The 25,607-nt window shown below is 42.0% G+C and carries 25 protein-coding genes, 2 tRNA genes and 2 pseudogenes; 14 read left to right on the top strand and 15 right to left on the bottom strand.

The window, feature by feature from the left end; translation table 11 throughout:
* Positions 1-19 precede the first annotated feature (19 nt).
* A complete protein-coding gene (locus FTU46_RS12815; RefSeq protein ID WP_180105130.1) occupies positions 20-2,896 on the top strand; it encodes a type I restriction endonuclease subunit R in 2,877 nt (958 codons plus the stop codon).
* A 41-nt stretch (positions 2,897-2,937) separates the two neighbouring features.
* Here the strand turns inward: FTU46_RS12815 and FTU46_RS12820 are convergent.
* From FTU46_RS12820 to FTU46_RS12845, 6 genes and pseudogenes are all read right to left on the bottom strand, one after another.
* Positions 2,938-3,054, bottom strand: a pseudogene (locus tag FTU46_RS12820) (IS5/IS1182 family transposase); the annotation flags it as partial.
* A 119-nt stretch (positions 3,055-3,173) separates the two neighbouring features.
* The gene (locus FTU46_RS12825) at positions 3,174-3,917 is read right to left on the bottom strand and encodes an ATP-binding protein (RefSeq protein WP_180105131.1); all 744 of its coding nucleotides are present in this window, start codon (positions 3,915-3,917) and stop codon (positions 3,174-3,176) included.
* A gap of 10 nt (positions 3,918-3,927) precedes the next feature.
* A complete protein-coding gene (locus tag FTU46_RS12830; protein ID WP_180105132.1) occupies positions 3,928-4,536 on the bottom strand; it encodes a DUF1376 domain-containing protein in 609 nt (202 codons plus the stop codon).
* A 65-nt stretch (positions 4,537-4,601) separates the two neighbouring features.
* Positions 4,602-4,853, bottom strand: a complete 252-nt coding sequence (locus FTU46_RS12835; RefSeq protein ID WP_151203593.1) for a hypothetical protein — start codon at positions 4,851-4,853, stop codon at positions 4,602-4,604.
* Positions 4,843-6,027 carry a site-specific integrase gene (locus FTU46_RS12840; protein WP_163143187.1) on the bottom strand — a complete coding sequence of 395 codons (1,185 nt, stop codon included), beginning with the start codon at positions 6,025-6,027 and terminating at the stop codon, positions 4,843-4,845. Before FTU46_RS12840 ends, FTU46_RS12835 begins: the two co-directional genes overlap by 11 nt.
* 19 nt (positions 6,028-6,046) lie before the next feature.
* A complete protein-coding gene (locus FTU46_RS12845) occupies positions 6,047-6,256 on the bottom strand; it encodes a hypothetical protein (RefSeq protein ID WP_000122748.1) in 210 nt (69 codons plus the stop codon).
* Between the two features lie 115 nt (positions 6,257-6,371).
* Between FTU46_RS12845 and FTU46_RS12850 the strand changes: the two genes are divergently transcribed.
* Entirely contained in the window at positions 6,372-6,596 is a 225-nt protein-coding gene (locus FTU46_RS12850) for a helix-turn-helix transcriptional regulator (protein ID WP_163143184.1), read from the top strand.
* A gap of 328 nt (positions 6,597-6,924) precedes the next feature.
* On the opposite strand, the gene FTU46_RS12855 is transcribed toward FTU46_RS12850, so the two are convergent.
* Together FTU46_RS12855 and FTU46_RS12860 are read right to left on the bottom strand one after the other, a co-directional pair.
* A tRNA-Gly gene (locus tag FTU46_RS12855) sits at positions 6,925-7,000 on the bottom strand.
* A 45-nt stretch (positions 7,001-7,045) separates the two neighbouring features.
* Positions 7,046-7,121 (bottom strand) — tRNA-Gly (locus tag FTU46_RS12860).
* Between the two features lie 230 nt (positions 7,122-7,351).
* Here FTU46_RS12860 and FTU46_RS12865 point away from each other — a divergent pair.
* The 5 genes from FTU46_RS12865 (at position 7,352) to FTU46_RS12885 (ending at position 10,153) form a co-directional block, all read left to right on the top strand.
* Positions 7,352-7,660 carry a BolA family transcriptional regulator gene (locus FTU46_RS12865; protein ID WP_004780643.1) on the top strand — a complete coding sequence of 103 codons (309 nt, stop codon included), beginning with the start codon at positions 7,352-7,354 and terminating at the stop codon, positions 7,658-7,660.
* 9 nt (positions 7,661-7,669) lie between these two features.
* Positions 7,670-8,062: a SirB2 family protein gene (locus FTU46_RS12870; RefSeq protein ID WP_180105133.1), complete on the top strand. Its 393-nt coding sequence runs from the start codon at positions 7,670-7,672 to the stop codon at positions 8,060-8,062.
* 61 nt (positions 8,063-8,123) lie between these two features.
* Complete coding sequence (locus FTU46_RS12875; protein ID WP_159124118.1) at positions 8,124-8,960, top strand: ParA family protein; 837 nt, start codon at positions 8,124-8,126, stop codon at positions 8,958-8,960.
* A gap of 13 nt (positions 8,961-8,973) precedes the next feature.
* The gene (locus tag FTU46_RS12880) at positions 8,974-9,366 is read left to right on the top strand and encodes a hypothetical protein (protein WP_180105134.1); all 393 of its coding nucleotides are present in this window, start codon (positions 8,974-8,976) and stop codon (positions 9,364-9,366) included.
* Positions 9,367-9,559: 193 nt separating this feature from the next.
* Positions 9,560-10,153 (top strand): threonine transporter RhtB, encoded by a 594-nt coding sequence (locus tag FTU46_RS12885; RefSeq protein ID WP_180105135.1) that lies wholly within the window; start codon positions 9,560-9,562, stop codon positions 10,151-10,153.
* 25 nt (positions 10,154-10,178) lie between these two features.
* On the opposite strand, the gene FTU46_RS12890 is transcribed toward FTU46_RS12885, so the two are convergent.
* Positions 10,179-10,817 carry a DedA family protein gene (locus tag FTU46_RS12890; protein ID WP_180105136.1) on the bottom strand — a complete coding sequence of 213 codons (639 nt, stop codon included), beginning with the start codon at positions 10,815-10,817 and terminating at the stop codon, positions 10,179-10,181.
* Between the two features lie 505 nt (positions 10,818-11,322).
* Here FTU46_RS12890 and guaA point away from each other — a divergent pair.
* Positions 11,323-12,891: a glutamine-hydrolyzing GMP synthase gene (gene guaA, locus FTU46_RS12895; RefSeq protein WP_180069998.1), complete on the top strand. Its 1,569-nt coding sequence runs from the start codon at positions 11,323-11,325 to the stop codon at positions 12,889-12,891.
* Positions 12,892-13,004: 113 nt separating this feature from the next.
* On the opposite strand, the gene FTU46_RS12900 is transcribed toward guaA, so the two are convergent.
* The 3 genes and pseudogenes from FTU46_RS12900 to FTU46_RS12910 form a co-directional block, all read right to left on the bottom strand.
* Entirely contained in the window at positions 13,005-13,931 is a 927-nt protein-coding gene (locus FTU46_RS12900; protein ID WP_159124120.1) for a DUF2971 domain-containing protein, read from the bottom strand.
* A 186-nt stretch (positions 13,932-14,117) separates the two neighbouring features.
* Positions 14,118-15,347 (bottom strand): annotated as a pseudogene (locus FTU46_RS16860) (GGDEF domain-containing protein).
* A 159-nt stretch (positions 15,348-15,506) separates the two neighbouring features.
* Positions 15,507-16,859 carry a GGDEF domain-containing protein gene (locus tag FTU46_RS12910; protein WP_180105137.1) on the bottom strand — a complete coding sequence of 451 codons (1,353 nt, stop codon included), beginning with the start codon at positions 16,857-16,859 and terminating at the stop codon, positions 15,507-15,509.
* Between the two features lie 495 nt (positions 16,860-17,354).
* On the opposite strand from FTU46_RS12910, the gene FTU46_RS12915 reads away from it, so the two are divergent.
* The 3 genes from FTU46_RS12915 (at position 17,355) to FTU46_RS12925 (ending at position 19,506) form a co-directional block, all read left to right on the top strand.
* Entirely contained in the window at positions 17,355-18,302 is a 948-nt protein-coding gene (locus FTU46_RS12915; protein ID WP_180105138.1) for a pirin family protein, read from the top strand.
* A 34-nt stretch (positions 18,303-18,336) separates the two neighbouring features.
* Positions 18,337-18,735, top strand: a complete 399-nt coding sequence (locus FTU46_RS12920; protein ID WP_180047783.1) for an OsmC family protein — start codon at positions 18,337-18,339, stop codon at positions 18,733-18,735.
* A gap of 120 nt (positions 18,736-18,855) precedes the next feature.
* Positions 18,856-19,506 carry a glutathione S-transferase gene (locus FTU46_RS12925; RefSeq protein ID WP_180105139.1) on the top strand — a complete coding sequence of 217 codons (651 nt, stop codon included), beginning with the start codon at positions 18,856-18,858 and terminating at the stop codon, positions 19,504-19,506.
* A gap of 52 nt (positions 19,507-19,558) precedes the next feature.
* Here FTU46_RS12925 and phoR read toward each other — a convergent pair whose 3' ends face one another.
* The 3 genes from phoR to FTU46_RS12940 all read right to left on the bottom strand — a co-directional run bounded on the left by phoR (position 19,559) and on the right by FTU46_RS12940 (position 22,566).
* Positions 19,559-20,917 (bottom strand): phosphate regulon sensor histidine kinase PhoR, encoded by a 1,359-nt coding sequence (gene phoR, locus FTU46_RS12930; protein WP_004780666.1) that lies wholly within the window; start codon positions 20,915-20,917, stop codon positions 19,559-19,561.
* Positions 20,918-20,941: 24 nt separating this feature from the next.
* Positions 20,942-21,652, bottom strand: a complete 711-nt coding sequence (phoB, locus tag FTU46_RS12935) for a phosphate regulon transcriptional regulator PhoB (RefSeq protein ID WP_180011595.1) — start codon at positions 21,650-21,652, stop codon at positions 20,942-20,944.
* A 221-nt stretch (positions 21,653-21,873) separates the two neighbouring features.
* Positions 21,874-22,566 (bottom strand): TetR/AcrR family transcriptional regulator, encoded by a 693-nt coding sequence (locus tag FTU46_RS12940; RefSeq protein WP_180105140.1) that lies wholly within the window; start codon positions 22,564-22,566, stop codon positions 21,874-21,876.
* Positions 22,567-22,785: 219 nt separating this feature from the next.
* Here FTU46_RS12940 and FTU46_RS12945 point away from each other — a divergent pair, with 219 nt between their 5' ends.
* From FTU46_RS12945 to FTU46_RS12955, 3 genes are all read left to right on the top strand, one after another.
* A complete protein-coding gene (locus FTU46_RS12945; RefSeq protein WP_180052699.1) occupies positions 22,786-23,634 on the top strand; it encodes an SDR family oxidoreductase in 849 nt (282 codons plus the stop codon).
* A gap of 185 nt (positions 23,635-23,819) precedes the next feature.
* Positions 23,820-24,761, top strand: coding sequence for a TauD/TfdA family dioxygenase (locus tag FTU46_RS12950; RefSeq protein ID WP_180105141.1), 942 nt, complete (start codon positions 23,820-23,822; stop codon positions 24,759-24,761).
* A 118-nt stretch (positions 24,762-24,879) separates the two neighbouring features.
* Positions 24,880-25,584 carry a Crp/Fnr family transcriptional regulator gene (locus FTU46_RS12955; RefSeq protein ID WP_180105142.1) on the top strand — a complete coding sequence of 235 codons (705 nt, stop codon included), beginning with the start codon at positions 24,880-24,882 and terminating at the stop codon, positions 25,582-25,584.
* The last annotated feature ends 23 nt before the right edge of the window (positions 25,585-25,607 follow it).

Raw genomic sequence — 25,607 nt, forward strand, 5'->3', positions numbered from 1 at the left:
GATTTTAGAGGGGAAGGAAATGACAGTACAAAGCGAATACCAACTTGAAAATGAATTGATTAGCCAGCTCAAGCAATTGGGTTATGCCTCAGTGACGCTCAAGGATGAAAGCCAACTACTGTCAAACCTCAAAACCCAGATTGAACGCGCCAATGGACTAGCGCCTCTGTCAGAAACGGAATGGAAACAAGTCATCAGTTTTTTAAATACGGGCACCGTGTTTGAGCGCGCCAAAAATCTGCGTGATCTGTTCCCAGTCAAATTTGATGATGGAACCAGTAAACACCTTTTTTTCCTGTCCGATGACCCAAGCAAAAATATTTATCAGGTCACCAATCAAATCACTATCGACCACCGCGACTATAATGGCAGAACCAGCCGTTTTGATGTGACCTTACTTGTGAATGGTCTGCCACTGGTACAGATCGAGCTAAAAAAACGCGGCATGGAAATCGCCGAAGCCTTTAATCAAACGCAACGCTATATTCGTGAAGCCTATTGGGCAGGGCAAGGCCTGTTTGGTTTTATTCAGCTCTTTGTCATTAGTAATGGTGCCAATACCCGTTATTACTCCAACGGCACCACAGGCATCGAGTTTGCCTTTCCCTGGGCTGATGTTACCAATAAACATATCAATGAAATTGTCGACTTTGCCGAAGCTTTTTTAAATCAGCAGCATCTGACCCAAATGCTGACCCAGTACATGGTGCTGCTAGAAACCACCAAAAGCCTGATGGTGCTGCGTCCCTATCAGATTTATGCAGTACAGAAAATTGTGGAGCATGTGCAAAACTCCGATCAGAACGGCTATATCTGGCACACTACAGGTTCAGGCAAGACCCTGACTTCTTTTAAAGCCAGTCAGATCATCATGCAAATGCCTGATGTAGAAAAAGTCCTGTTTGTGGTCGATCGTAACGACCTCGACACACAAACCTCACGTGAGTTTAATGCTTTTAAAGCCGACAGCGTGGACAGCACCGATAACACATCGACCCTGGTGAAACAGCTGGATCAACGCCACGACAAACTGATTGTGACCACCATCCAAAAACTCAATCGAGCTATCAGTACCGACCGTTATTTAGAATCGATTGATTATCTTAAAAATAAAAAAGTGGTGTTTATTTTTGATGAATGTCATCGCAGTCAATTTGGTGAGACCCATCAGAACATCAAAAAATTCTTCAGCAATGCACAAATGTTTGGTTTTACCGGTACGCCTATTTTTGAAAAGAACAGCCAAAGCAAAGCAGGTTTAAAACTCACCACAGACTACCTGTTTAATGAGTGTTTGCATAAATACGTGATTGTCGATGCCATCCGTGACCGTAATGTCTTGCAGTTCCAGATTGATTATCGTGGCAAATACACCGCCAAAGGCATGGCGACGAATGAAAGTTATGAGGAAGATGTAGAAGGCATCGATACCAAAGAACTGTATGACAACCCGCAACGCCTAGAAATGATTGCCCGCTACATTGTCAATATCCACGATACCAAAACCCGTAATCGTGAATTTACCGCAATGTTCTGTGTCAGTTCGGTCGAAACACTGACCCAATATTACGACCTCTTTGAAAAGGTGCAGGCTGAAAAGCAAATTGAAGATGAAGCACAAGGTCGGATATTTAAACCGTTGACCATTGCCACTATCTTTTCCTATGCTGCAAATGAGGCTGTACCGACTGATGACTTAAATGGCTTAATTCATGAAGAAGCCGCAGATATTCCAAGTCAGGTCAATTCATCCAGTCGGGATAAGCTAGATCGCTACATAGCGAATTACAATCGACAGTTTAAAACCAACTACAATTCTGGTGATCAATTTTATGCGTACTACCGCGACATTGCACAGCGCGTAAAAAACAGACAGATTGATATTCTAATCGTGGTCAATATGTTCCTCACGGGCTTTGACTCTAAGCCGCTAAATACCTTGTATGTCGATAAAAACCTAAAATATCATGGCTTGATTCAAGCATTCTCTCGTACCAATCGTGTCTACAATGATAAAAAACCATTTGGCAATATCATCTGTTTCCGCAACCTAAAACGTGCAACAGATGAAGCACTGGCACTATTTTCCAATAAAGAAACGACCAAGATTGTACTTGTTCCCAGCTATGCGGAAATCGAACAGGATTATCAAGCTGCGGTGAGCAAATTGTTTGCCTTAACGCCCAATTACCAATCAGTCGATGATCTTGTTACTGAAGAACAGCAACTCGAATTTATTAAAGCTTTCCGTGAAGTGATGCGCTATAACGCGCAATTACAAACTTTTATTGAATACGATCAAGACCAAACACAACTTGATAAGCAGCACTTTGCAAACTTCGCCTCTAAGTATGCTGACCTATGCCGTGCCGTTAGAAAGACCACCAAGAAAGACAAAGTATCGGTACTTGATGATGTCGATTTTCAACTGGATTTACTGCATAGTGATCGCATTAATGTTGGTTATATCATCAACCTCCTACAGCTTGTTGTTGATACGGACTCAGAGGACAAGCGTAAGAAGTACCAAGCGCAAATTTACGATTTAATCAGTAGCGATATTAGCTTGCACGATAAGCAAGACCTCATTCAAAAATTCATTGAAGAAAACATGCCGAAGATGATCAACGGCCAAAGCGTCCAAACGGCTTTTGCTCAGTTCTGGGATGCTGAAAAAGAACAGGCCTATCAGCATCTTTGTAAAGAAGAAAACCTGAAACCAGAAGCGATGAAGCAGGTTCTGGAGCATTATGAGTTCACCAAACGCCTACCACGTAAAGAAGAGTTGAAGGACTTACCAAACTATAAGGTTAAGCTGTTTGAACGGGAGAGCATTTTTAGCAATTTGCTGGTCAAGACAAGGCAATTGATTGAGAAGTTTTATGTGGGATTTTAATTGAGGTAAGGCTTTGTTGCACAAACCTAGCTTAGAAGGGGCGCATACCATTGCGTAGCAGGATCAAACCAAATGGCAATATTTCCGCGACTCATGAGTGCTCGGTTATATGCGGGCCAATTGGTTGTGCGGTAGATTTTGTGTGTAGGCTTCTTCATTTGAAAATTATATCGCTGAAAAACCCTTTACAGATAGGTTTGTGCAACAAAGCCACTTAATTTAAAAAAGAGATAAGTTAAAAAGAGCCGTCTAACAAGGCTCTTTTTTGCAAGCAGTATTAAGTAATCCTTTGATCTGCCCAGTAGCATGGAACAATGATCAGGCTATTTTCATGCAACCTTGACCATAATCGGACACCTAAATCCCGCTGCATATTTTGGACTGTGAAATTGGAAATCAGCAGGGTAGATTTCATATTGTCATAACGACTATATAAGACCTTATGCACCATCTCCAGGCGTTTTTCATGCCGGTCATGCAGGCCATATTCATCAATCACTAATAAATCAAAGCTGGAGAAATGGTCGATGACTTCCTTTTCAGAGCGTGAAGCATCTGACCAAGTGTCCATCATTTTTTGAGCAATTTCTGCACTGGTATAGTAGCGTGCAGATTTTGTACTGTTATGCAGAATGTTGCGAATAATTGATGCACTCAGATGGGTTTTACCTGTACCTGGTGTACCAATCATCAACATGTTCGGGTTGAGGTCAGAAATAATCTGCTGTGCAAAGGCCTGACATAGTTTGATGGTATTGTCTTGTGCAGGGCATGCAACTACATAATTCTTGAAGCCACGATCCAGGTAGCGTTTATTGAGCCCTGAGTTTTTGATTTTCTGTTGTAGCAATCGCTGTTGCAACTCATCTGCATAGGCTGCATGTGAGTGATGGACGGTTTCTTTGGCACACAATTTACAGAGCCTGTGACCGGAGATTTCCATCAGGGGGATATGATGGGTAGGGCAAAGTGTTTCCGTTGTTTCTGCGCGAAACTGGAGCGTTTTAAGCATGGTATTCATGATTATTCTCCTAAATCCATTTGGAATTTTCTAAAAAATCCTCATTTTTTTCTTCAAAATTTGAAGATGAAGATGAAGATGAAGATGAAGATGAAGATGAAGATGAAGATGAAGATGAAGATGAAGATGAAGATGAAGATGAAGATGAAGATGAAGATGAAGATGAAGGGCATGGTTCAAGCATGGCTTGAGTAATACTCGAGCTCTTCTCAGGAGCTGCTTGAGCATTTACTTTTCGTTGCTTGGCTGATGCTTGAGCATTACTTGCGGATTTCCCCCAACGTGCTTGAGCTGCATTTTTAGCTTTATCAGATTTCATTTGCTGATTTTGCAATGCCTGGCTTTTTAAACTGGTTAAAAAATTTGAATGAATCTGCTCAGATTCGACTTCAAATAATTCCAGGGCCATTAGCGTATTCAACAAAGTTTTAGCCTTGGTATGTTGCGATAATTTTGTGATGCTACATACAGTAGCTAGGTCATGAGGAATGGCACCATTTTTCCAGAAATCCATCATTAATAGCAGTGCCGCACCAATTTGTTCTGCTGTCATTCGTGCAAATTTTGCCTGTAGGTCGCCAATATAGAGTGGCATCCAAATTGAAATATCTTTATGCATGTGTTCACCTTTTTATAGGTATAGAGGGGCTAAGGTCATCGATTGGATGACCTTCTATGTTGGTTTTATTGGTGGGCGAGACTCATTAACCGGAGACGGGCCTGTTGGGCCAAGTCATCGTAATGGGCTTGCCCTTCATCCAGCATTCGTTGTAACCAGAGTCTTAATACTTGGTGATCATCGAAGCACTTATTGATTTCCAGCAAAAAGGCCAGATTGTGCAGTTTGGGAATGTGGAGCTCATGGATTAATTCACGAGCGACCATATCTGCTTCTGGGCTAACGACTACGCCGCCAAAGAAAGCTTTACTGTTCATGGACAAGCTCCTCTGTATTCAGTCTCTCCAGCATGGCTTCAAAAGCACTACCATCGCGGCGCGTAACATTAGGGATGTAACGGCTATAGACCCGGAATAGCATTTCAGTCGTTGAATGTCCCAGCTGGCGTGCAATCCATTCTGGGTTCTCGCCTGCCGACAGCCAGAGCGTAGCTGCAGTATGACGTGTTTGATAAGCACGACGAGGTTTTAGCCCTAAATAGCGTAGCAGGGGATGCCAGACACGCTTGTTTACCAGACGATAATCGAGAGGTCCACCATCACGATTGCAGAATACAAACTCTGATTTACCATTATTTAACCTTTTCTGTTGCAGAAAGGCCTGATAAACCCGATCACTCATTTGGATGGTACGGTCAGAACCATAAGTTTTGGTTCCACCAAGCTCGCCATTTACTAACGCTTCTCTGATATGGATTTCACGACGCTGTAAGTCGATATTTTTCCATTGCAGACCATCGATTTCACTGGTACGCATACCCGTAAAAAAGCGAATGGTGTAATAGGGGCGGAAGTCTTCACGCACTGTGGTAAGAATTTTATGCACCTCTTCCAGAGAAAAAGGTGTGACTTCAATCTTGCTTTCCTTCAGATTGTTAATATTTTTATAAGGCGACTCAAACTCGTATCGTTCAGCCGCATCATTGAGTATCATACGTAAAGGCGTCATGATTTGATTGATCCTCGATGCTTTCAGACTTGTTTGATCTTTTCCGTGTGTCACTTTGGCGAGAGAGGCACGGAAGTTCAGCAAGTCTGACTTCTTGATTTTCGAGAGAACCTGATTACCAAAAGCAGGAATCAAATAGTTTTTGATCACAATTGAAACCTTTTGCTGATATGAGGTTCTCCATTCAACTTGTTTCTGCTTAAACCACAATTCAGTAAACTCTTTAAAAAGAGGAACTTTGGTCTGTACAGCAATTTGCTGACTTCTTTTTTCCTTAAACTCCTCAACACGGTTACTTTTTGGAAAGTACTTTTCGTATTCAAAAGTTCCCAAAGTAATTTCAGCTTCAAGCTGTTCGAGACGTTTTTTCAAAATGCGTCGGTTATAAGCATTGTCTTCAAGATTGGTTGTCTCTCTACAACGAATGCCCATGTAGCGAAAGTCGGCAATCAGTTTGCCACTTCGTTCCCGGATGGTAGCCATCAGTTAAACCTCCTAAGCCTTATTGCAAGGCATCCATGCTTAAACCGGTGAATTTAAGCATTTCAGTTTCAATACGTTCCCAAACAAAAAGAATTTTTCGACCACCAAAAGGACGGATGTAGTGAACACCTTCAATAAAGACACTGTCCTTCAGTTGGTTGCGGATAGTACGAGCGTCGTACTGGATTTTTTCAGCCAGTTGCTGGGCTGTGAGATAGGTATATGACATAATTGTATTCCTGGTGTAATTCATCGGATGTAAGTAATTTTTCATCCTTAGACCTAAAATAACCTCAAATTTAATTAAATGCAATTAAATTTTCATTGTATTAGAGGAAAAATTAATGGTTATTTGTAAGCTACCAATATTGTTGGCTGAAAGAAAAATGCGTGTAGCTGACTTAATTCGTGGTACAGGCATTAATAAGACAACTTTGCATAAGCTTTATAATGGCGAATTGACTCGAATTGATTTGGAGACTATCGATCGTATTTGCGATTATTTAGATGTACAGGTGGGAGATTTATTTGTTTTTGAAAAAAACAATAAAAAACAATCTGTTAGTTAATGGTTTGGTCACAAATGGTCACATCAAAAAGTGAAATGGTCACAAATTATTGATCATTTGGTAAAAAACACCTTGTTTGGAAGAGAACAGGGTGATTTTTTGCCTTAAAAAAAGCTCTGAAAGTGGTGATCGATTGAGGACATTTAAGGTCAATTGAGACCATTTTTATTGTCCTGGGCACGCCATGGTCACATCTTGGTCACAAAATACAAATTACATTAAGAATATTTTTTATTGAATCGAATAACAAAGGAAGAAGAGTTTTTAAAAAATATAATAAAATCAACAAGAAAAAAGCCCCAATCTTTCGATCAGGGCTTTTTGAATTTGGAGCGGGAAACGAGACTCGAACTCGCGACCCCAACCTTGGCAAGGTTGTGCTCTACCAACTGAGCTATTCCCGCAGGGTCGATCGATTTTTTACTTTAAAAAATGAACAAAAAAGAATTTGGAGCGGGAAACGAGACTCGAACTCGCGACCCCAACCTTGGCAAGGTTGTGCTCTACCAACTGAGCTATTCCCGCATGCCGTGTATAATACAGCATGCAAAAACAGGGTCAATAACTTTATGAAAAATCTTGTGTCGATTGCATAAAATAAAAGCAATATTCTCTGTGCTTCCAGACAATTAGACAAAATTTATGCAAAATTTAATGAAATCTCGGCACAATCAAATAATTGCAGACATTTCTTGCACCGAAATAGCGGATAGAACAGGGTATACTGGACCCATATCTTGAATCGGAGTCAGGCCATGAGCTTAGAACAACAACTGAAAGACCGTTTGGCACAATTGTCACCTACCTATCTGGAAGTCGTGAATGAATCTTCAGGTCATGGTGGGTATTTTCCAGGTAAGGAATCGCATTTTAAGGCGGTGATTGTCAGTGAAGCCTTTGCCGGCCTGCGTGCGGTACAACGCCATCAAAAGGTCTATGCTGCGGCAGGTGATTTGCTGTCTAAAGACAAAATTCATGCCTTGGCAATTCATGCTTTCTTGCCTGAAGAGTGGACAGGACAGGATACGTCTAGTCCGGAATGTGCACATGCACCAAAAAACTAAGAGGACTTTATGGATACCCAGCTTTTAGTCAAGATTATTCATATGTCTGCGGCAGGACTGGCCATTGTGGCCATTCTTGCGCGTGCTATTACCCTGTTTATGGGTACACAGGGCAATCAACCGAATCCAAAAGCACGTGTATTTCTGGTCGCTTTGCAGCACCTGGTGATTAGCGTGATTGCCTTAACTGGGATTATTGCCCTGTTTTTAAAGAATTTTGATATACAGCCTTGGTTTTATGCCAAAATCATTTTATTTCTGGTGCTGATTTCATCCCTGGGCAAAGCCTATAAAAAAGATGATTCAATTCTGCTGGTACAACGCCGTGCTGGCTTATTTATTGCTGTGGTTTCACTTATTGCGATTATGGTATTGGTCATGATCAAGCCGAATTTTGGCTAAATTATTCATCAGTCAATGAACTAAAACATACTGATCATTAGAAAAATAAAGAGGGGCGTTTATGCATACTCGTGTGGTATTTAATCAAAAAGGTGGGGTAGGGAAATCGAGTATTGCAGTCAATCTGGCTGCAATCAGTGCGCATCAGGGGCTTAAAACCCTGTTGATCGATCTTGATCCGCAGGCAAACTCCAGCCAGTATTTACTAGGAGATGATGCAACCTATTCGAGTGACAAGCCGGCGTTGGAGCCGAATATTGAAAACTATTTTGAAGATGTATTGGGGAACCAGCAGAGCAAAAGTTTAATTGGTAATGCGATTGGCTCCATTCTCAAGACCCGGGCTAAAGGGCTGGAAAGTTATCTGCATCAATCACCTTTTAAAAATCTGGATGTCATTCCGGCGAGTCCGAGTTTGGGCACGCTGGCCCATGCACTGGAATCCAAACATAAGATTTATAAGCTGCGCGATGCCTTGCAACCACTTGCTGAGCATTATGACCGGGTATTTATCGATACTCCGCCGGCATTTAATTTCTTTACGCTTTCAGCACTGATTGCTGCAGACCGTGTTCTGATTCCATTTGACTGTGATGTGTTTTCTAAACGGGCCTTACAAACCTTGATTGAGAATGTCATCGAAACTCAGGATGATCATAATGAACGTCTGGAAATTGAAGGCATCGTGGTCAACCAGTTTCAGGCTCAGGCAAAACTGCCACGCGAAGTGGTACAGCAACTGATAGATGAAGGTCTTCCGGTGCTGAACAGCATGTTGCCGCCCTCGGTGCTGATGAAAGAGTCGCATCAAAAAAATCAGCCATTAATTCACTTGGCAACTGATCATAAATTGACTCAGGCCTATCAATCATTGTTCAATGAGATAGAGCAGCATTAAGATCGAGTTAACTATGAAACTTGTGAAAATAAGCCTGGCGATCAGCATACTTAGCTTGCTGAGCGCCTGTGCAACGACGGTCAAACCGACCTATGTTTCACCGACCCATTATCAGACCCTCAACTGTCAGCAGCTTCAGGGTGAATACAACCGTATTCAGCAGTATCTTGATAATGGTGTTGAGCCGCCTAAACGTACAGGTGTCGGCGTAGGGGTAGGCGTCGGTGGTGGCTGGGGCAGCCGTGGCGGTTGGGGCATTGGCCCGAGTGTATCAGTGAATATGGGACAGTCTTCCAATACCAAACGCACTGAAACGGCACGTCTAATGGGTGAACAGGAAGCTATTGTACAAGCTGCAAAATTTAAAGCTTGTCCAATTGTGATCCGTCAAAATACCAATAAATAATCCTCTAAACATCAAAAAAAATGCTGACTTAAGTCGGCATTTTTTCTACCTTAAAATGATTGGTCAAGTGATGGAGTTCACGGTATTCACCAGAAAAAATGACCGATGCGCATAAAATTTTGAAAGATCTCGTCTTGTGATCGGAACACGAGATTGGTTAAGGTAATCACCTTGTCTGATATGTTTAACCACCATGATTGAAAACTGGCTCTTTGTTTTTGCAACAATAGCAGTGCTGATGATCCCTGGACCTGCCAATGCATTGGTGGCCAGTTCTGCCTATCAGCAAGGAACAGCCAAAACCAGTCTGTATATTCCCGTTATTTTGGTGGGGTATTTATATGCGATCAATGGGTGGGCTCTGCTGGTTCATCTGTTTTCACCGATCTGGCCCAGTTTTCAGGAACTGGTGCATGTGCTGAGTGCAATCGGTGTGGGTTGGATGACCTTCCATTTATTCAAGGCGCGGCAACTGGAACAATATAATCAGAGTCATCCTCAGATCCGTCCCTGGCAGATGTTTAAGGGAACCCTAAAAAACCCCAAAGCAGCACTTCTGGCGACCGGAATCTTGCCGCTGTCTACTTGGAAAAGCCCGAGTAACTTTGTTCTGGTCTTTGCGATTTTTACCGGGATTGCCTTGCTTGTTGCGTTGTTCTGGATGATCTTCGGACAAGCGATTCTGGCGGGAGAGTCGGCAAAAAGAAAAGCCGACCTGATTTATAAAGGGTCGGCTCTGTTTTTACTGCTTTGCCTGGTGCCCTTGTTGATCAATTGGCTGGAATAAATTTTCAATCAATAATTCTAGGCTTTCAGGCGATTTTATTTTTCTTGAGTTTCTGCTGAATAAAGCCAATCACACCTGGCATGATACTTAAAATAATGATACCGAAAATCAGATGAGTGAAGTTGTCTTTGACGATTGGCATGTTGCCAAACAGATAACCTAGGATCACAAATGAACTGATCCAGAGAAAGCCACCGATTATATTGTAAGTCAGGAAATATTTGTAATTCATACTTCCCGCACCAGCAACAAAAGGTGCAAAGGTACGTGCAAAAGGAATGAAGCGGGCAAAAATAATGGTTTTACCACCGTGTTTCACAAAGAACTGCTGGGTAGCAAGCAAATGCTTTTTATTAATAAAACGTGATTCAATCTCAAATACACGTGGCCCAATATATTTACCAATATGATAATTCAGGGTGTCGCCCAGCACTGCCGCAGTGAACAGTAGCGGAATCAGTACCCATGGATCCATTGCACCCGTTGAAGCCGCTAGTGCACCTGATGCAAATAGCAGACTGTCTCCCGGCAGGAATGGCATCACCACCAGTCCCGTTTCAACAAAAATAATCAGGAAAAGAATGCCATAAATCCAGATGCCGTAATTGGTAATGAATTCGAGCAGGTGATCATCAACGTGGAGGATAAAATCAAGCAGTTCCATAGGGAAAAAACAAGCGAAAAGGTGATCAAATCCTAACAGTCTGCGGCATGAAAGTCAGTACCGAACAGGAAAATAATTGCCCGCTCATCCCTGATGGGTGAATTAAAAATTTATCTTACAAATTGGCGGTAAATTCCTATAAAACAGGCTTAGCATGAAAATGTCATTAAAATAAAAATTAAAAGGTGGCTCCCATGTTTAACCCTTAACGCCATCCAAGTGAAGACCGTAATAGAGGATAGAGGTAAGCGAAATAAACTTTCAATAGCAACTTAACTGGCCGATCTTGAAATGATTGAAATCCAAATATCGTAATATCGTAATATCGTAAATACGCTGAATTCCGTGGAGAGAAGGGAGGACTCTTCTACTGAATCAAAAGCTTTATTCTATTTAAAAAAATAAACTGCTTAATTATTATGCTGATGGGAATAGTGTGCTTAAACCTAATAAAAATGCTAGAATACGGCGCTTATCTTTCGTTTGCCTTTCATAGTTGTTTGTCATGACTACCAATACTCAAATTACTGAAGATCGTATCCTGATTCTGGATTTCGGTTCTCAATATAGTCAGCTCATCGCACGTCGTGTCCGTGAAGCTGGTGTATATTCTGAAATGTATGCCTATGACATGTCTGAAGAAGACATTCGCGCATTTAATCCAAACGGTATCATCTTGTCTGGTGGACCTGAAAGTGTTCACCTGGAAGGCAGCCCGCGTGCGCCGCAAGTGGTATTTGAGTTAGGTGTACCTGTACTGGGTATCTGTTATGGCTTGCAAACCATGTGTGAACAACTTGGCGGTAAAGTTGAGCCAGGTACTGTACATGAGTTCGGTTATGCAGAAGTGGATATCGTGGTACGTGACCAGCTGATTGGTCAGCTGCAAGACCGTGAAAACCAGCTGCATGTCTGGATGAGTCATGGTGACAAGGTTGCACGCATTCCAGAAGGCTTCCAGGTGACTGCAAGCACATCAAGCTGCCCGATTGCCATGGTGTCTGATGAAACTCGCCGTTTCTATGGGATCCAGTTCCACCCTGAAGTAACACATACTTCGAAAGGTGCAGAATTACTGTCTAACTTCGTACACCAGATTTGTGGGTGTCGTGGTCTGTGGACACCAGAACATATTATTGACCTGCGTGTAGAACAGCTTCGTGCACAGATTGGCAATGAAAAAGTATTGTTAGGTCTTTCAGGTGGTGTCGATTCATCGGTTGTAGCGGCACTTCTACACAAGGCAATTGGCGATCAGTTGACTTGTGTATTTGTAGACAACGGTCTGCTTCGTTTGAACGAAGGCGATCAAGTGATGCAGATGTTTGCAGACAACATGGGGATCCGCGTGATCCGTGCTGATGCTGAAGATCGTTTCCTTTCTGCATTGGCTGGAGAAGTTGATCCAGAGAAAAAACGTAAAATCATCGGTCGTGAATTCATCGAAGTCTTCGCTGAAGAAGCGCGTAAGCTCGATGGCGTAACCTTCCTTGCACAAGGTACGATTTATCCAGACGTGATTGAATCTGCTGCCAGCAAACAAGGCAAGGCACATGTCATCAAGTCACACCATAACGTAGGCGGCTTGCCAGAAGACTTGGCATTTGACCTAGTTGAACCATTGCGTGACCTGTTTAAAGATGAAGTACGTAAATTGGGTACAACTCTAGGCTTGCCACACAGCATGATCTACCGTCATCCATTCCCAGGTCCAGGCCTTGGTGTTCGTATCTTAGGTGAAGTAAAAAAAGAATATGCAGATATTCTTCGTCTTGCTGATGACATCTTCATGCAAGAACTTCGTGCAAGCGGCTGGTACGACAAAACTGCTCAAGCTTTTGCCGTATTCCAACCAGTGAAATCTGTGGGTGTGGTCGGTGATGGCCGTCGTTATGCATGGGTAATTGCACTTCGTGCAGTTGAAACCATCGACTTTATGACAGCGCGTTTTGCACATCTGCCATATGATTTGGTAGACCGTATTTCTACACGTATCATGAACGAAATTGCTGAAGTTTCTCGTGTGGTGTATGACGTTTCATCTAAGCCACCAGCAACAATTGAATGGGAGTAATTTAGGGGTTTCAAGAAGCAACGCTTCTTGCCTAAATTATGCCAAGAACTATGTTCGAGGCAGTTTAGTTTTTACTAAACCTTTCAAATAAAAAGGACGCGAAAGCGTCCTTTTTATATATCTACTACTTCTAAATTGTCATAATTTTCTAATTGTCCATAACGTACTTTTTGAATTCTCAGATGATTTAATGCAGGATTATTTTTAATCTTTTGGAAGATTTCTTTTATTATTGATTCAGGTGTATCCCAGCCGAATGTTAATGTTTTAAATGCTTCGAAAGGAATTTTTTTTAGAAAAATGTTTTCCTTTCTTTGATCGTATTGTTGTAAGTCGAAAATAATACGATGTTCATTTTCAGTCGACCATTTTAAGTTTTTAGTAAAAAATAACCTTGTTATAAGATCACTTAGATTAATTTCATTAAGAAGGTGATCCTGTACATCTAAAGCTGATTCATATTTATCTTTTAATCTAATGCCATTTATACGAATACAACCTTCATAATAAGTAATTGAAGCTCGTTTTTCATTGGAATAAATGACTTTTCTAGTAGGATATTTTTTAAAAAATTGGTGCTGTTTATCAAATTCTAAAGCTATACCCTTACCATGTTGACCATATTTAATCCACATATCATGATTGGTTAAAGAGTCACTTAATGAAAAAATCCCAATCATTTGGTTCATATGCTCTAACAAACAATTATTTATTATTTCAATTAGTTGAATTGCTTGAAATCGTTCAATTTCGTCTGTTGTTTCATAGTCTGTAAAGCCTTTTAAAGAAGGAAACAATTCGACTGTATATCTCATCCCTGTAGGTAAAAGAAAATTATTAAGCAAGAAGTTATTATCAGGAATGCTGCCATCATTTAGCCAAGAGGTTTGATACTTCTTTCGAGCGTATTCAAAGTCAGCCTCTGAAAAGTGATTATAAAATGGTGCAAATCTTGCTTCACCTGGAGGATCATTTAAGTATTGAGGTTGAGTAATACGGAACAAACTATTATCTAAAAAGGCTAGGTGTTCTGCACTCATATATTTAATTAACATAGATATTTTCTAGAATTTCATTAATTAGTTATTAACGGTATTTTATTCAAATATTTCCAGTTTAAGGGCTTTTATATTTATAAAATTGACAAATTTTTTTTAAAGAAGGTAATCTTCGAATCATTTTTAAAATCGCTTCGGCGCTCTTTTTTATTATCTTTCAAATGACATTTAAGTCGGTTTAACCTGCCAATTTTGAAGCTCTCCAAGCAAGCCCTGATCGAGTTCAGGATCGTAGCACTCGACCCGGTTCCGACCATTGGCTTTAGCCTGATACAGGGCAATATCAGCCTGTTTAATTAACGCCATTAAATCCGTTTCACTGCTTTCCAGAATGGCCGCACCAATTGAAACCGTGAAATCAAGACGATGCCCATGTTCCAGATTGACCACAATATTCTCGATTTTATGTCTTAAACGCTCGGCAATTTTGAGTGCATCATCCAATCCAGTGAAGTTTCAGGAAGGCATGCGATAAATTCTTCACCTTCATACCGTGCCAGCACATCATGGCGCCGCATTTCATTGCGTGTGGTCTGCGCAATCATCTGGAGTACCTGATCTCCAACATCATGCCCATAACGGTCATTGATCTGCTTGAAATGATCTACATCAAAGACCAGCAAACTGATTGGAGCAGGCTGTTTTAAGATTGTTTTGGATCAGCTGTTGCACCAGATATTCAAAACAGCGTCTATTATTCAGGCCTGTCAGCGAGTCAGTATGGGCGAGATTTTCAAAAGTCTGACGGTGATATTTATTCAGGGTATGTTGCAGGAATACCAAACGGGATTTTAGTGTAGAACTCCAGCTGATATATAAACTGAAGGTCAATACCGGCATATAGATCAGGGAAAACAAGAACATCTGGTACAGGTTAGCTTGGGTATTGAAATACACACCGATATAAATCACCAGTGTAATCAGACCGGAATTAATCAGGCTAGGCCAGAAGCGGATCTGTACACATAAATTGGCCAGGACAATAAATACCAGTGAAGCATATTGATAAATGAGCGTATGCGGACTTTCAGACTGGTTTAGATTAAAAAACCAGATTGCACTTGCTCCGATAATCGAGGTCGGCAACAGCAGGTCAAATACAGGCAAATTCCGGTAAAAATGATACATCCAGATGGTTATCAGCACGATCACCAAGGTATAGCCTAGCTTGGTCAGAATGAGCAAATTCATAATGTTATTCAGCACCAGAATATCGGCAAGGGTGTAGGAGGCATATGCCACCTGTGCGAATAGGTTCACCTGCAACAGGTATTTTAAAGTGAGCTGTTTCTGATGGCTAAAGTAGGCAGGTTTTAAAGACCCAGGAATACGAACAAGAGGATCTTGAAGGGCATCCTGAAACAGGAGGCGAGCTTCTTCTTCATATTTATCTGGCATGCCGCCTTCCCACATTAAATCCAAAGAAATGAATAAGATGAATATTTATATTTGTATGAAAAATATTCTATTCTTTTAGGAATTATTTGAAAAGCATCACAAACAAATTTAGGCCTAATTCTTAAATTCTTGTCTAATAATCTTGATTTTGCTATCAGGTTACAAAGCAGACCAAGACTGTTTCGCTTTATGATGAGCGCCAGACTGCTCCTGTTTATTCAAAGGTTTAAATACATTCCAGGGATTTGGAGAGAGCGGTTTAGTCGGTTGTAGCATATTAGGATGATAGACCCGAATCCGATTTCGTCCTGCTTTTTTGGCTTCGTAAAGCGCAATATCCGCATGCTTAATCAGGTCTTCAAGTTCCTGTTGTGGAGATTCAAGTTCAGCAATACCAATAGAGATCGTGAACTGGATTTTCTGGTCGGGATTGATGTGCATCACCTGCTTTTGAATCGAACAGCGAATCCGTTCTGCAATCATCAGGCAGTCCTGTAGCTGGGTATCTTCCAGCAAGGCAATAAATTCTTCTCCACCAAAACGTGCCAGTACATCGCTAGAGCGCATTTCTTTACGGGTAATTTCAGCAATCAGTTGTAGCACCCGGTCACCCACATCATGACCATAGTTGTCATTGATTTTCTTGAAATAATCGACATCAAACATCAAAAGACAGGTGCTGGCAGGCTTTGGCCATTGATGGATTGAACGTTCCGCCATATCCACAAAATGACGACGATTAAATAACTGCGTCAGATCATCAGTATGAGCAAGATTTTTTAAGGTTTGATAGTTCCATTCATCCAGCAAAGTGCGTAAAAAAGAGCGCCGTATGTTGATGATATTATTCCAGTTGATATAAATACTAAACGCCCAGAGAGGCGTGAAAACAACGGCGAAAATAAAGGCCTGCGATAGACTCATGAGATGGGTTACCCCAATCATGATAAACAGGGCGATAAAAATAGAACAATACAGCGCACCCTTAAACTCGGTCTGTACACAGAGATTGGTAATTAAAACAAAGATCGCAGAGGCATAGATATAAGTTGACACATGCGGGCTATTCGACAGCAGGAGCAGGCTAATCCAGGTCGCTGCAGCCACAGTCGTGCCCACAGGCAAAATCATGTCCAGAACCCGGATATTCTTTTGATGCTTAAACAGGTAATAGCAGCAAAACATGACAGCAATGACCAGTGATACCCGGATCAGGCCAGACAGGAAAAACATGTCAGGAATAATAAAAATATCGGCAAAGAAATACAGCAAAAAGGCGATCTGCGCCATGTAATTAATCTGGCGAAGATTTTGATGACGATGCACATAAAGATAGTTATAAAAGTACTGCTGGAATTGCGCAGGAATAGGTGCAGCGCGATGTACAAGCGCATCTTCAATTAACTGGCGATTTTGCAGATCACATTCGGCCAACTTTAATGATCTATCTGTGGTCGAGTTTTGAAAAGACATATTCGCCGTTGAATATATATTTTCATTCGAGGATGACATGTCCTGATCCAATCTTATTTTTATTGGGTCCTATTATGGACCAAATGAATAAAAAAAAATCTCCCTAGAATCAGGGGGTAGTACGAATTTTAAAAAGAAAACGTAACAAAATTTTTGTTTTGTGAACATAAAACTAGACGGATCACATTTTTATAGATTGCTGATTTTAATCATTTATATCAATAAAAATAGGCGTTTCACGTGAAACATGAGTATGATGAATAAGTTGATTTAAACGAACTGATGTAAGGTGCTTGAATGATTATATGATTCATCACCAAGATCTTGATTACAGGATTTGGAAGACTGAAGCCTTTAAGTATTTGAACTGTTCTGATGAGTAGCACATTTTATACGTATCGAAATATTTCCAAAGATAGATTTTGTGGGTAGACGCGGTACATTGTTGTATGAGGTAGACATCTTGTAATGATCAGGGAAAGATGTCTTGATGCAGCATACAGCCAGAATGAACTTGCCGAGGTCAGCTCAACCATGTCGAATAATAATGATATTGAACTGTCAAATTCAGATGATTGTGAAAAGTATATCAATCAGTTCATACAGGAAGTTCCTTTACGGCGTGCGGAAATCGGGCAGGGAACAGTCATTAAACGCGCCTTGCCGAGTCGGCATAAACGCATGATTGGCGCCTGGTGTTTTCTGGATCATGCCGGTCCTACTCAGTTTCCTCAGGGAGATGGTCTGGATATCGGACCGCATCCGCATATTGGCCTACAAACTTTTACCTGGATGATTGAAGGCACCATGATGCACAGTGACAGTCTGGGTAACCGGCAATTGATCCGGCCGAAACAGGTTAATCTGATGACTTCAGGCTATGGCATTTCGCATACAGAGGTTTCACCGGAAACTGAAACCAAGATGCATGCAGCACAGCTCTGGATCGCCCTACCTGATGACAAGATCAATATGGCTCCGGCGTTTGATCATTATCCGCAATTACCCGTGATCGAAGAACAAGGCATTCAATGTACGGTCCTGGTCGGGGAATTCCTGGATACACTATCACCAGTTAAAGTGCATACTGAACTCTTGGGGGTGGATCTATTTGCTGCTGAAAGTACCCGTGCCCATTTGAGTTTAGATCCAAGATTTGAATATGGCTTTATGGCCCTTGAGGGTCTGGCAAGTATTAATGGGCATGAACTGACTGAAGATAATATGGTGATTCTTGAGCCGGGATTACAGTATGTAGATGTCGAAATTCATGCGGGTGGGCGAATCTTGCTGATTGGTGGAGAGCCATTTGAAAGCCCTATTTTATTGTGGTGGAATCTGGTTGGTCGTGATGTGGAAGAACTGAAGCTGGCCCGTGAACAGTGGATGATGGGACACCCGCGTTTTGGCACCATTCCTAGTTATGATGGGCCGCGTATGGAAGCGCCGGCATTTCCAGAACATATGCGTGTTTCTCGATAAATCTTTCATATAACTATAAGAACAAAGGATCAGTATGGCCCGTATCGCAATTGCCAAAATACAGAGCTTAACCATACCGTGGCAGGGAGAAATCAGTCATGGTCAACATCATTATCTGACCGATAAACCTGAATCCTTCGGCGGGCAGGATGCAGGTCCTGCACCTTATGATCTGCTTTTAGGCAGTCTGATCTCTTGCACCATGATTACGTTGCGCATGTATGCCAAGCATAAGGACATTGAACTGGGCGACTTTCAGGTTGAAGCAGAATTCTTTGCCAATAAAGAAGGACAGGAATGGATTGAACGACGCTTAAGTTTCGATATTACTCATGATTCGGCTTTGCAGCAGAAAATTCTGGAGATTTGTGCCAAAACCCCAGTGACCAAAACCCTGTTACGTAGTCTGGAGATTCGGACCAGCCTGATTTAAGCTAAAAGAGGGTACGTTATATCCGGTAGGGAAAATGTAAGTAGACTGATAAACTCTTTAGTTAGAGCCAGACTTTTTGCTATGCTCACGCAGTAATAACAATAAAATCATGAGTCTAATATGCGTGTTTTACATCATCTCGAACAATCAAGATCATTTCGAATCATGTGGGCCTTGGAAGAGCTGGAACTTGATTATGAGATCAAGTATTACAAACGCCTGCCAAACTATTCTGCTCCGCCTGCTTTGAAACAGGTTCATCCTCTGGGTAAAGCCCCGATTCTGGAAGATCAGAATCTGGTACTGGCTGAGTCTGCCGCCATTCTGGAGTATCTCCAAGAAACCTATGATTCGACCTATCAGTTTCAGCCGATCAGTGCCGAGAACAAGGCGCAATACCGCTACTGGATGCATTATGCAGAAGGGTCTTTGATGCCTTTGCTGGTCATGCAACTGGTGATGACCAAAGTTCCTGAGCAAGTGCCATTTCTGGTTCGTCCCGTGGCTAAAACAATTTGTGAAGGGGTAAAAAAGCAGTTTGTACAAAGCCGTCTAAAAGACCATATCCAGTTTCTGGAAGATCATTTAAGCCAGCATGAATATTTTGCCGGTCGTTTCAGTTTTGCGGATATCCAGATGAGCTTCCCACTTGAAGCTATGCAAAGCCGTACCGGTAAAAGCTATCCGGCGATTCAGGCCTATCTGGAACGAATCTCGCATCGTGCGGCTTATTTCCGGGCCTTATCCAAAGAGCAGGCATTAAAGTCTTAAAGCCTTCGCTAAAAAAGAAAAGGTGCGACTTGCACCTTTTTTTATTTTTGAATCAGTCTGGGAAACTGAGGCGTTCTTTAGGGAAAATCACTTTAAAGGTGGATCCCTGATTTTCACGGGAGTCAATTTCGAGCTGGGCCTGATGTTGCATCAGTACATGCTTCACAATTGCCAGACCCAGGCCTGTGCCACCAGTACGGCGGCTACGGTCAGAATCTACCCGGTAGAAACGTTCGGTCAAACGTGGCAAGTGTTTAGGATCAATCCCAATCCCGGTATCTTCTACGACAAAATAGGCCGATTCACCATCATCATGCCAGCCCATGGTCACGGTTCCACCTTTAGGCGTGTACTTGATGGCATTGGTAATCAGGTTACTGAAGGCACTGGCAATTTCCATATCTGAGCCGATCAGGTCACAGTGACTATCAATATCCAAGTTGAGGGTATGGCCATAATCCACGTTATAGGCTTGCGCATCATCAAACAGCTGGTTCATCAGATTAGGCATGTCAATAATCTGGTTCTTGGCAATATTCTTGTCATTTTCCAGACGGGATAGCAGCAACAGGTCATTGACCAGTGCATTCATGCGACGGGTCTGGGATTGCATCTGGTCAAAGGCGCGTTTCCAGCGCGGGCTAATATCTTCCTGATCGGTAAAGGTTTCGATATAGCCGCTGAGCACAGTTAAAGGTGTACGCAGTTCGTGCGAAATATTATCGACGAAGTCCTTACGCATCTGTTCCAGATTATGCATCCGGGTCACATCATAAGCGACCAGTAAGCGGCTTTCACCGCCAAAACGGGTCATTTTGATTTGGACATAATGATCTTCGAATATCGAAGACTTCATTTTAAGGCCATCAGGTGCATCATCAATATGATGATAGTAATCAATGAAATTTGGCTGACGTAACAAACTCAGGATATTACGGCCGCGATCTTCCTGACCAATCCCTAGTAAACGTCCTGCCGCCGGATTCCACCATTCAATCTGCTGGTTTTCATCAATCAGCACTACAGCTTCTTGAAGGGCGACTAGCGAGGATTGTGCACGGTCAATCAGCTCGACCATTTCAGCCTGAACAACGCGTTCCTGACGCTGGGCCCGATAAACATTGAACAGTAAAGCGCCCCAGATTCCGTTGATATTTGGCGGTACATCATAGGGACGGTTCGAGATCCATTCATTGACCAGGTAGAGTGAACGCAACTGTGTACCAAAAAAGGCAACAAAGGCCAGAACGATACAGATCCAGAAATAACCGATGCCTAGGCCAATACAACTGGCAATTACCAGGAAGAGAAGAAGGAGACGTAAATCTTGCTTGGCAAAATCCCATAGGCTGCTGTAACGAAGTCTTTTGTGCTCGTGTGACAGTTCGGGAACAGGATAGGGCTCATACATAAAACGAGATTTACCTAAAAATAATTAACCGAGTGCAACATCGACACGGGTCGAGAAACGGTAACCGGTGCCACGCACAGTTTGTACATAGCGGTCAGCGCCATAAGGTTCGAGTACCTTGCGCAGGCGACGGATATGCACATCAATGGTCCGGTCTTCAATATAGACGTTGCCACCCCAAACCTGATCCAGCAACTGCGCACGGGTATAAGCACGTTCCGGATGGGTCATGAAAAATGCCAAGAGACGATATTCAGTGGGTCCCATGTCCAGTATAGTATTGCCAAAATTCACACGCTTACTGACTGGATCTAATACCAATCCATTAGCATCAATGGATTTTTCACCACTGAGGGCATTGGAGCGACGTAAAACAGCTTTAATACGTGAAACCAGCTCACGGGTCGAAAACGGCTTGGTCATATAGTCATCGGCACCGGCGTCCAGTCCCTGAACTTTATGATCTTCTTCACCACGCGCAGTCAGCATGATGACCGGAATTTCGGACAGGTTTTCATCACGTTTCAGACGACGACATAGATCGACACCACTGACGCCACCCGGCATCATCCAGTCCAGCAAAATCAATGCTGGACGCTGGTCCACAATCATTTGATGAGCCTGCTTGGCATCTTCTGCCTGTAAACATTGAAAGCCCGCCATATCCAGAGCAGTATGGATCATTTCACGAATCGGCAGTTCGTCATCAACAATTAGAATGTAGTCATCTTTCACAGCGCAATACCCTATTTCATGCAAACGGTGGACCGTTTTATATTTATGACAGGCTTATTACAAAGATTAATTATGACAGTATCATTGCAGAATAGGTAGTTCCGGGGCCTTTCGCAAAGATTTGTCACAATTTAAGCTGTTATTTTATAAGAGGGTCTTAATTCAAAATCTTGTAGATCACTGACAACTAGATTTATATAGACCTTATCCTGATTTAAAAATTATCTAACCGGATCCGCCGGTTTTTCTGTACCCAAAGTGTCTAATAAAGCAAAGAACACCAGACTACAGGAAGACCGAATTTCTTCCAGTGACTGTTTAAAGCCGCTCATGACCCAGCGAATCGCAATCTGGGTGACATAACCATTGAGCCCGGTCGAGACCAGGGAAATCTCTCTTTCAGAACGATTCAGGTTCGGCATCATCAGCATGACAAAGGCCTGAATCATACGGTCGAAACGGCCCATGGTTTCATGAATCGTGGCCTGATTATGCAGTTCCTGAACCAGCATCGCATCGATATAAATAATTCGTGCCATACCCGGATTGTCACGTAAGGTCGTCAGCAAGGCAGTCAGACCGGCTTCGATCATTTTCTTTGGATCAGAAGAGGCTTGCATCATGGCCTGCATGACATTCTGCTGTAACTGGTCAATCAGCTTGAGGAAAATAGTCTGGAACAGATGTTCGCTTTTCTTAAAGGATTCATAAAAATAACGTTCAGTCAGTTTTGCTTCGTTACAGATATCCTTCACTGTGACTGAAAAGAAACCATAACGACCATAAGCTTCAATCCCGGCCTCAATCAGCTTTTCACGACGCGCCTGCTGACGCTCAGCCATGGAAAGTCCTTTAAACTGGCGTTCCTTACTTTTACTTGCTAGTTTTTGTCCTGAATTTACTGCATCCGTCATAAAGACCATAGACTCATGTGCTTGAGATTTTAAGTATCTTATCAATAAATCCGGCTTTGACCTATGCTGAAATTCAAGCTTGAAAATTGGCCCGTAGAGACATGCTGGAATTATTGACAATATGGATTGTCAAAACTATATTGAAATAATGTGCTGTATCCCTATGCGACAGAAAAACAGGCTGTCATGGAAGGGCAGTGTTTTAATCAAGGAAATTCAATGAAAAATTTTAATAATAAGGTCGCGGCCATTACTGGCGCAGGTTCAGGTATCGGTCAACAACTTGCGGTGCTTTTAGCAAAGCAGGGCTGTCATTTAGCACTCAGTGATGTGAATGAACAGGGCCTGGCTAAAACCGTTGAGCTGCTGAAAGGTACTGATGTTCGTGTCACAACTAAAAAGGTCAATGTGGCTAATCTGGAAGAAATGCACGCTTGGGCCGCTGAGGTCGAGAAAGATCATGGCAGCGTGAATATGATTTTTAACAATGCTGGTGTTGCCCTTGGTTCTACCGTAGAAGGCGCCAGCTATGAAGAGCTGGAATGGATCGTCGGCATTAACTTCTGGGGCGTGGTCTATGGCACCAAAGAGTTCCTGCCTTTAATCAAGAAAACCGGTGATGGTCATGTCATTAATATTTCCAGCTTGTTCGGTTTAACTGCCCAGCCAACCCAGTCCGCTTATAATGCCACTAAATTCGCTGTGCGTGGTTTTACTGAATCCTTGCGTCAGGAACTGGATATGGAAAACTGCGGCGTAAGCGCACTCTGTGTACACCCAGGCGGAATCCGTACCAATATCGCCATTGCAGCGAAAATGAATGACAGTATTCGTAGTCTGGGAATGCACCCGGAAAAATCTGCACAGAATTTCAATAAGCTGCTGCGTTGTCCACCGGAAGAAGCAGCCCGTCAAATTCTGGACGCGGTGCAAAAAGACAAACGCCGTCTGCTGATTGGGAATGATGCTAAAGCAATTGATTTAATCCAGCGCCTCATGCCAACTGGCTATCAGAAGGTCACGGCTTTAGCTACCCGCCTTGGCAAGCAGAAGAAAAAGTCAGCTTAAAACGATCTGATCAAAGCCCGCGTAAGCGGGTTTTTTTATGCCCGAAAACTTAAGCAGCTAAAGTATTTTATAAATCAAAAATGGTGCATAAGAATGTCAATAAATTGACAGCGTTAGATAAGCCGATTCGGCATGATGATTTTACAGACCGAAGGTCGACATAATTATAGATAGAGGAAATGATCATGGCTTATGAATATAAACACATCCAGGTACAACCAATTGGTGGCCGTATTGGCGCTGAAATCCAGGGCGTAAAACTGTCAGCAGATTTGGCTGATGAAGTGATAAATGAAATCAACCAGGCATTATTGCAGCATAAAGCGATCTTCTTTAAAGATCAGCAACATCTGGATGATGTCGCCCAAGAAGCCTTTGCAGCACGTTTAGGCACGCCGTTAAATCACCCGACTGTGCCGGTAAAAGATGGCTCTGCACATATTCTGGAAATTGATTCACGTGGTGCACGTGCAGACAGCTGGCATACGGACATCAGCTTTATTGATGCTTATCCAAAAGCTTCTATTCTTCGTAGCGTGGTTGCACCCGCAGTGGGTGGTAATACCGTATGGGCAAATACAACCGCTGCCTACAATGATTTACCTGAAGAATTAAAAACACTGGCAGATAGCTTGCGTGCGATTCACAGCAACAACTTTGACTATGCTGCAAAAGTCAGTGTTCCAAAAGAAGCTTTGGAAAAATATAAAAATTATTTCAATTCAACTGAATATGAAACTGAACATCCATTGGTACGCGTTCATCCTGAAACAGGTGAAAAAACCTTGTTATTGGGTCATTTCTTTAAGAGCTTGGTCGGTTATAGCTCAAGTGAATCACGCCGTTTATTCGACCTGTTCCAAAGTTATGTAGAGAAGCTGGAAAATATTGTGAGCTGGCGCTGGAGTGCAGGTGATGTGGCGATCTGGGATAACCGTGCAACGCAACACCGAGCGATTAATGACTATGGTGACCAGCACCGTGTAGTTCGCCGTGTGACTTTAGAGGGTGATGTGCCAGTCGGTGTGGATGGCCGTCCAAGCCGTGAACTGCGTAAAGACGTCAAGCAGGACATCAGCAACTTCCGCTATAACAGCGAAGACGGTATTTATGAAAAAGTTTCATAAGTAATTCTTATTCAATTGGAAACTTTGCATATAAATAGCTAAAGAATCAAGAATAAATGATTCGCCAGTCATTAATGATCCATCTAATATTTAAATAAAATATAGGGTGGATCATTTTATGAGAATTCATACTGCAAAAAATAATGTGGATTATGACATATTAAAAAATATATTTAAAAATATCTCTGAGGATAAGCTGGATTATATTTTAAAATATTCAACGATTCGAAAATATCAAAAAGGCGATTTGATATTAAATAAAGAAAATTGCCATACTGCTTTATATATATTGCTTGATGGGATTATCCAGATTGGATATTTAAGCCCATCAGGTCGTTTTCATGCCTTTAATTATTTCTCGGAAAAGCATCTGATTAACCTGCTTCCTTGCCTCAATACACAAGTGATTGATTATGATTATTATGCTTTTAATCAGGTCAAGGTCCTGCAAATTCCACAGCATATATTTATAGAAGAAATAAATGATAACAATTACTTAAAGCAGGATGCTTTAAATATTCTCAGCCATCGGATGCAATATCTGATCCAGCAGGTCAAATTCCTGCAAGTCGCTAATTTACATCAAAAAGTATGCAAGGTTTTGCATGACCTTTCGATTCAGTATGGTCGATCTCATCCTCTGGGAACTGAAATTAAACTCAAGATCTCCCAGCATGATTTAGCAGATTTACTCTCTGCCTCACGCCAAACCATTAATAAAGAGATAAAGAATCTGGCGAGTCAAAATATTCTGGATTGGCAATATGAAAATATCGTGATTAAAGACAAAGAATATTTAAATTATCAGATTAAATGGATTTAAAATAATATTTTTGGATTTTATAA

It is taken from the genome of Acinetobacter sp. YH12108 (assembly GCF_013419055.1).
Taxonomy (GTDB): domain Bacteria; phylum Pseudomonadota; class Gammaproteobacteria; order Pseudomonadales; family Moraxellaceae; genus Acinetobacter.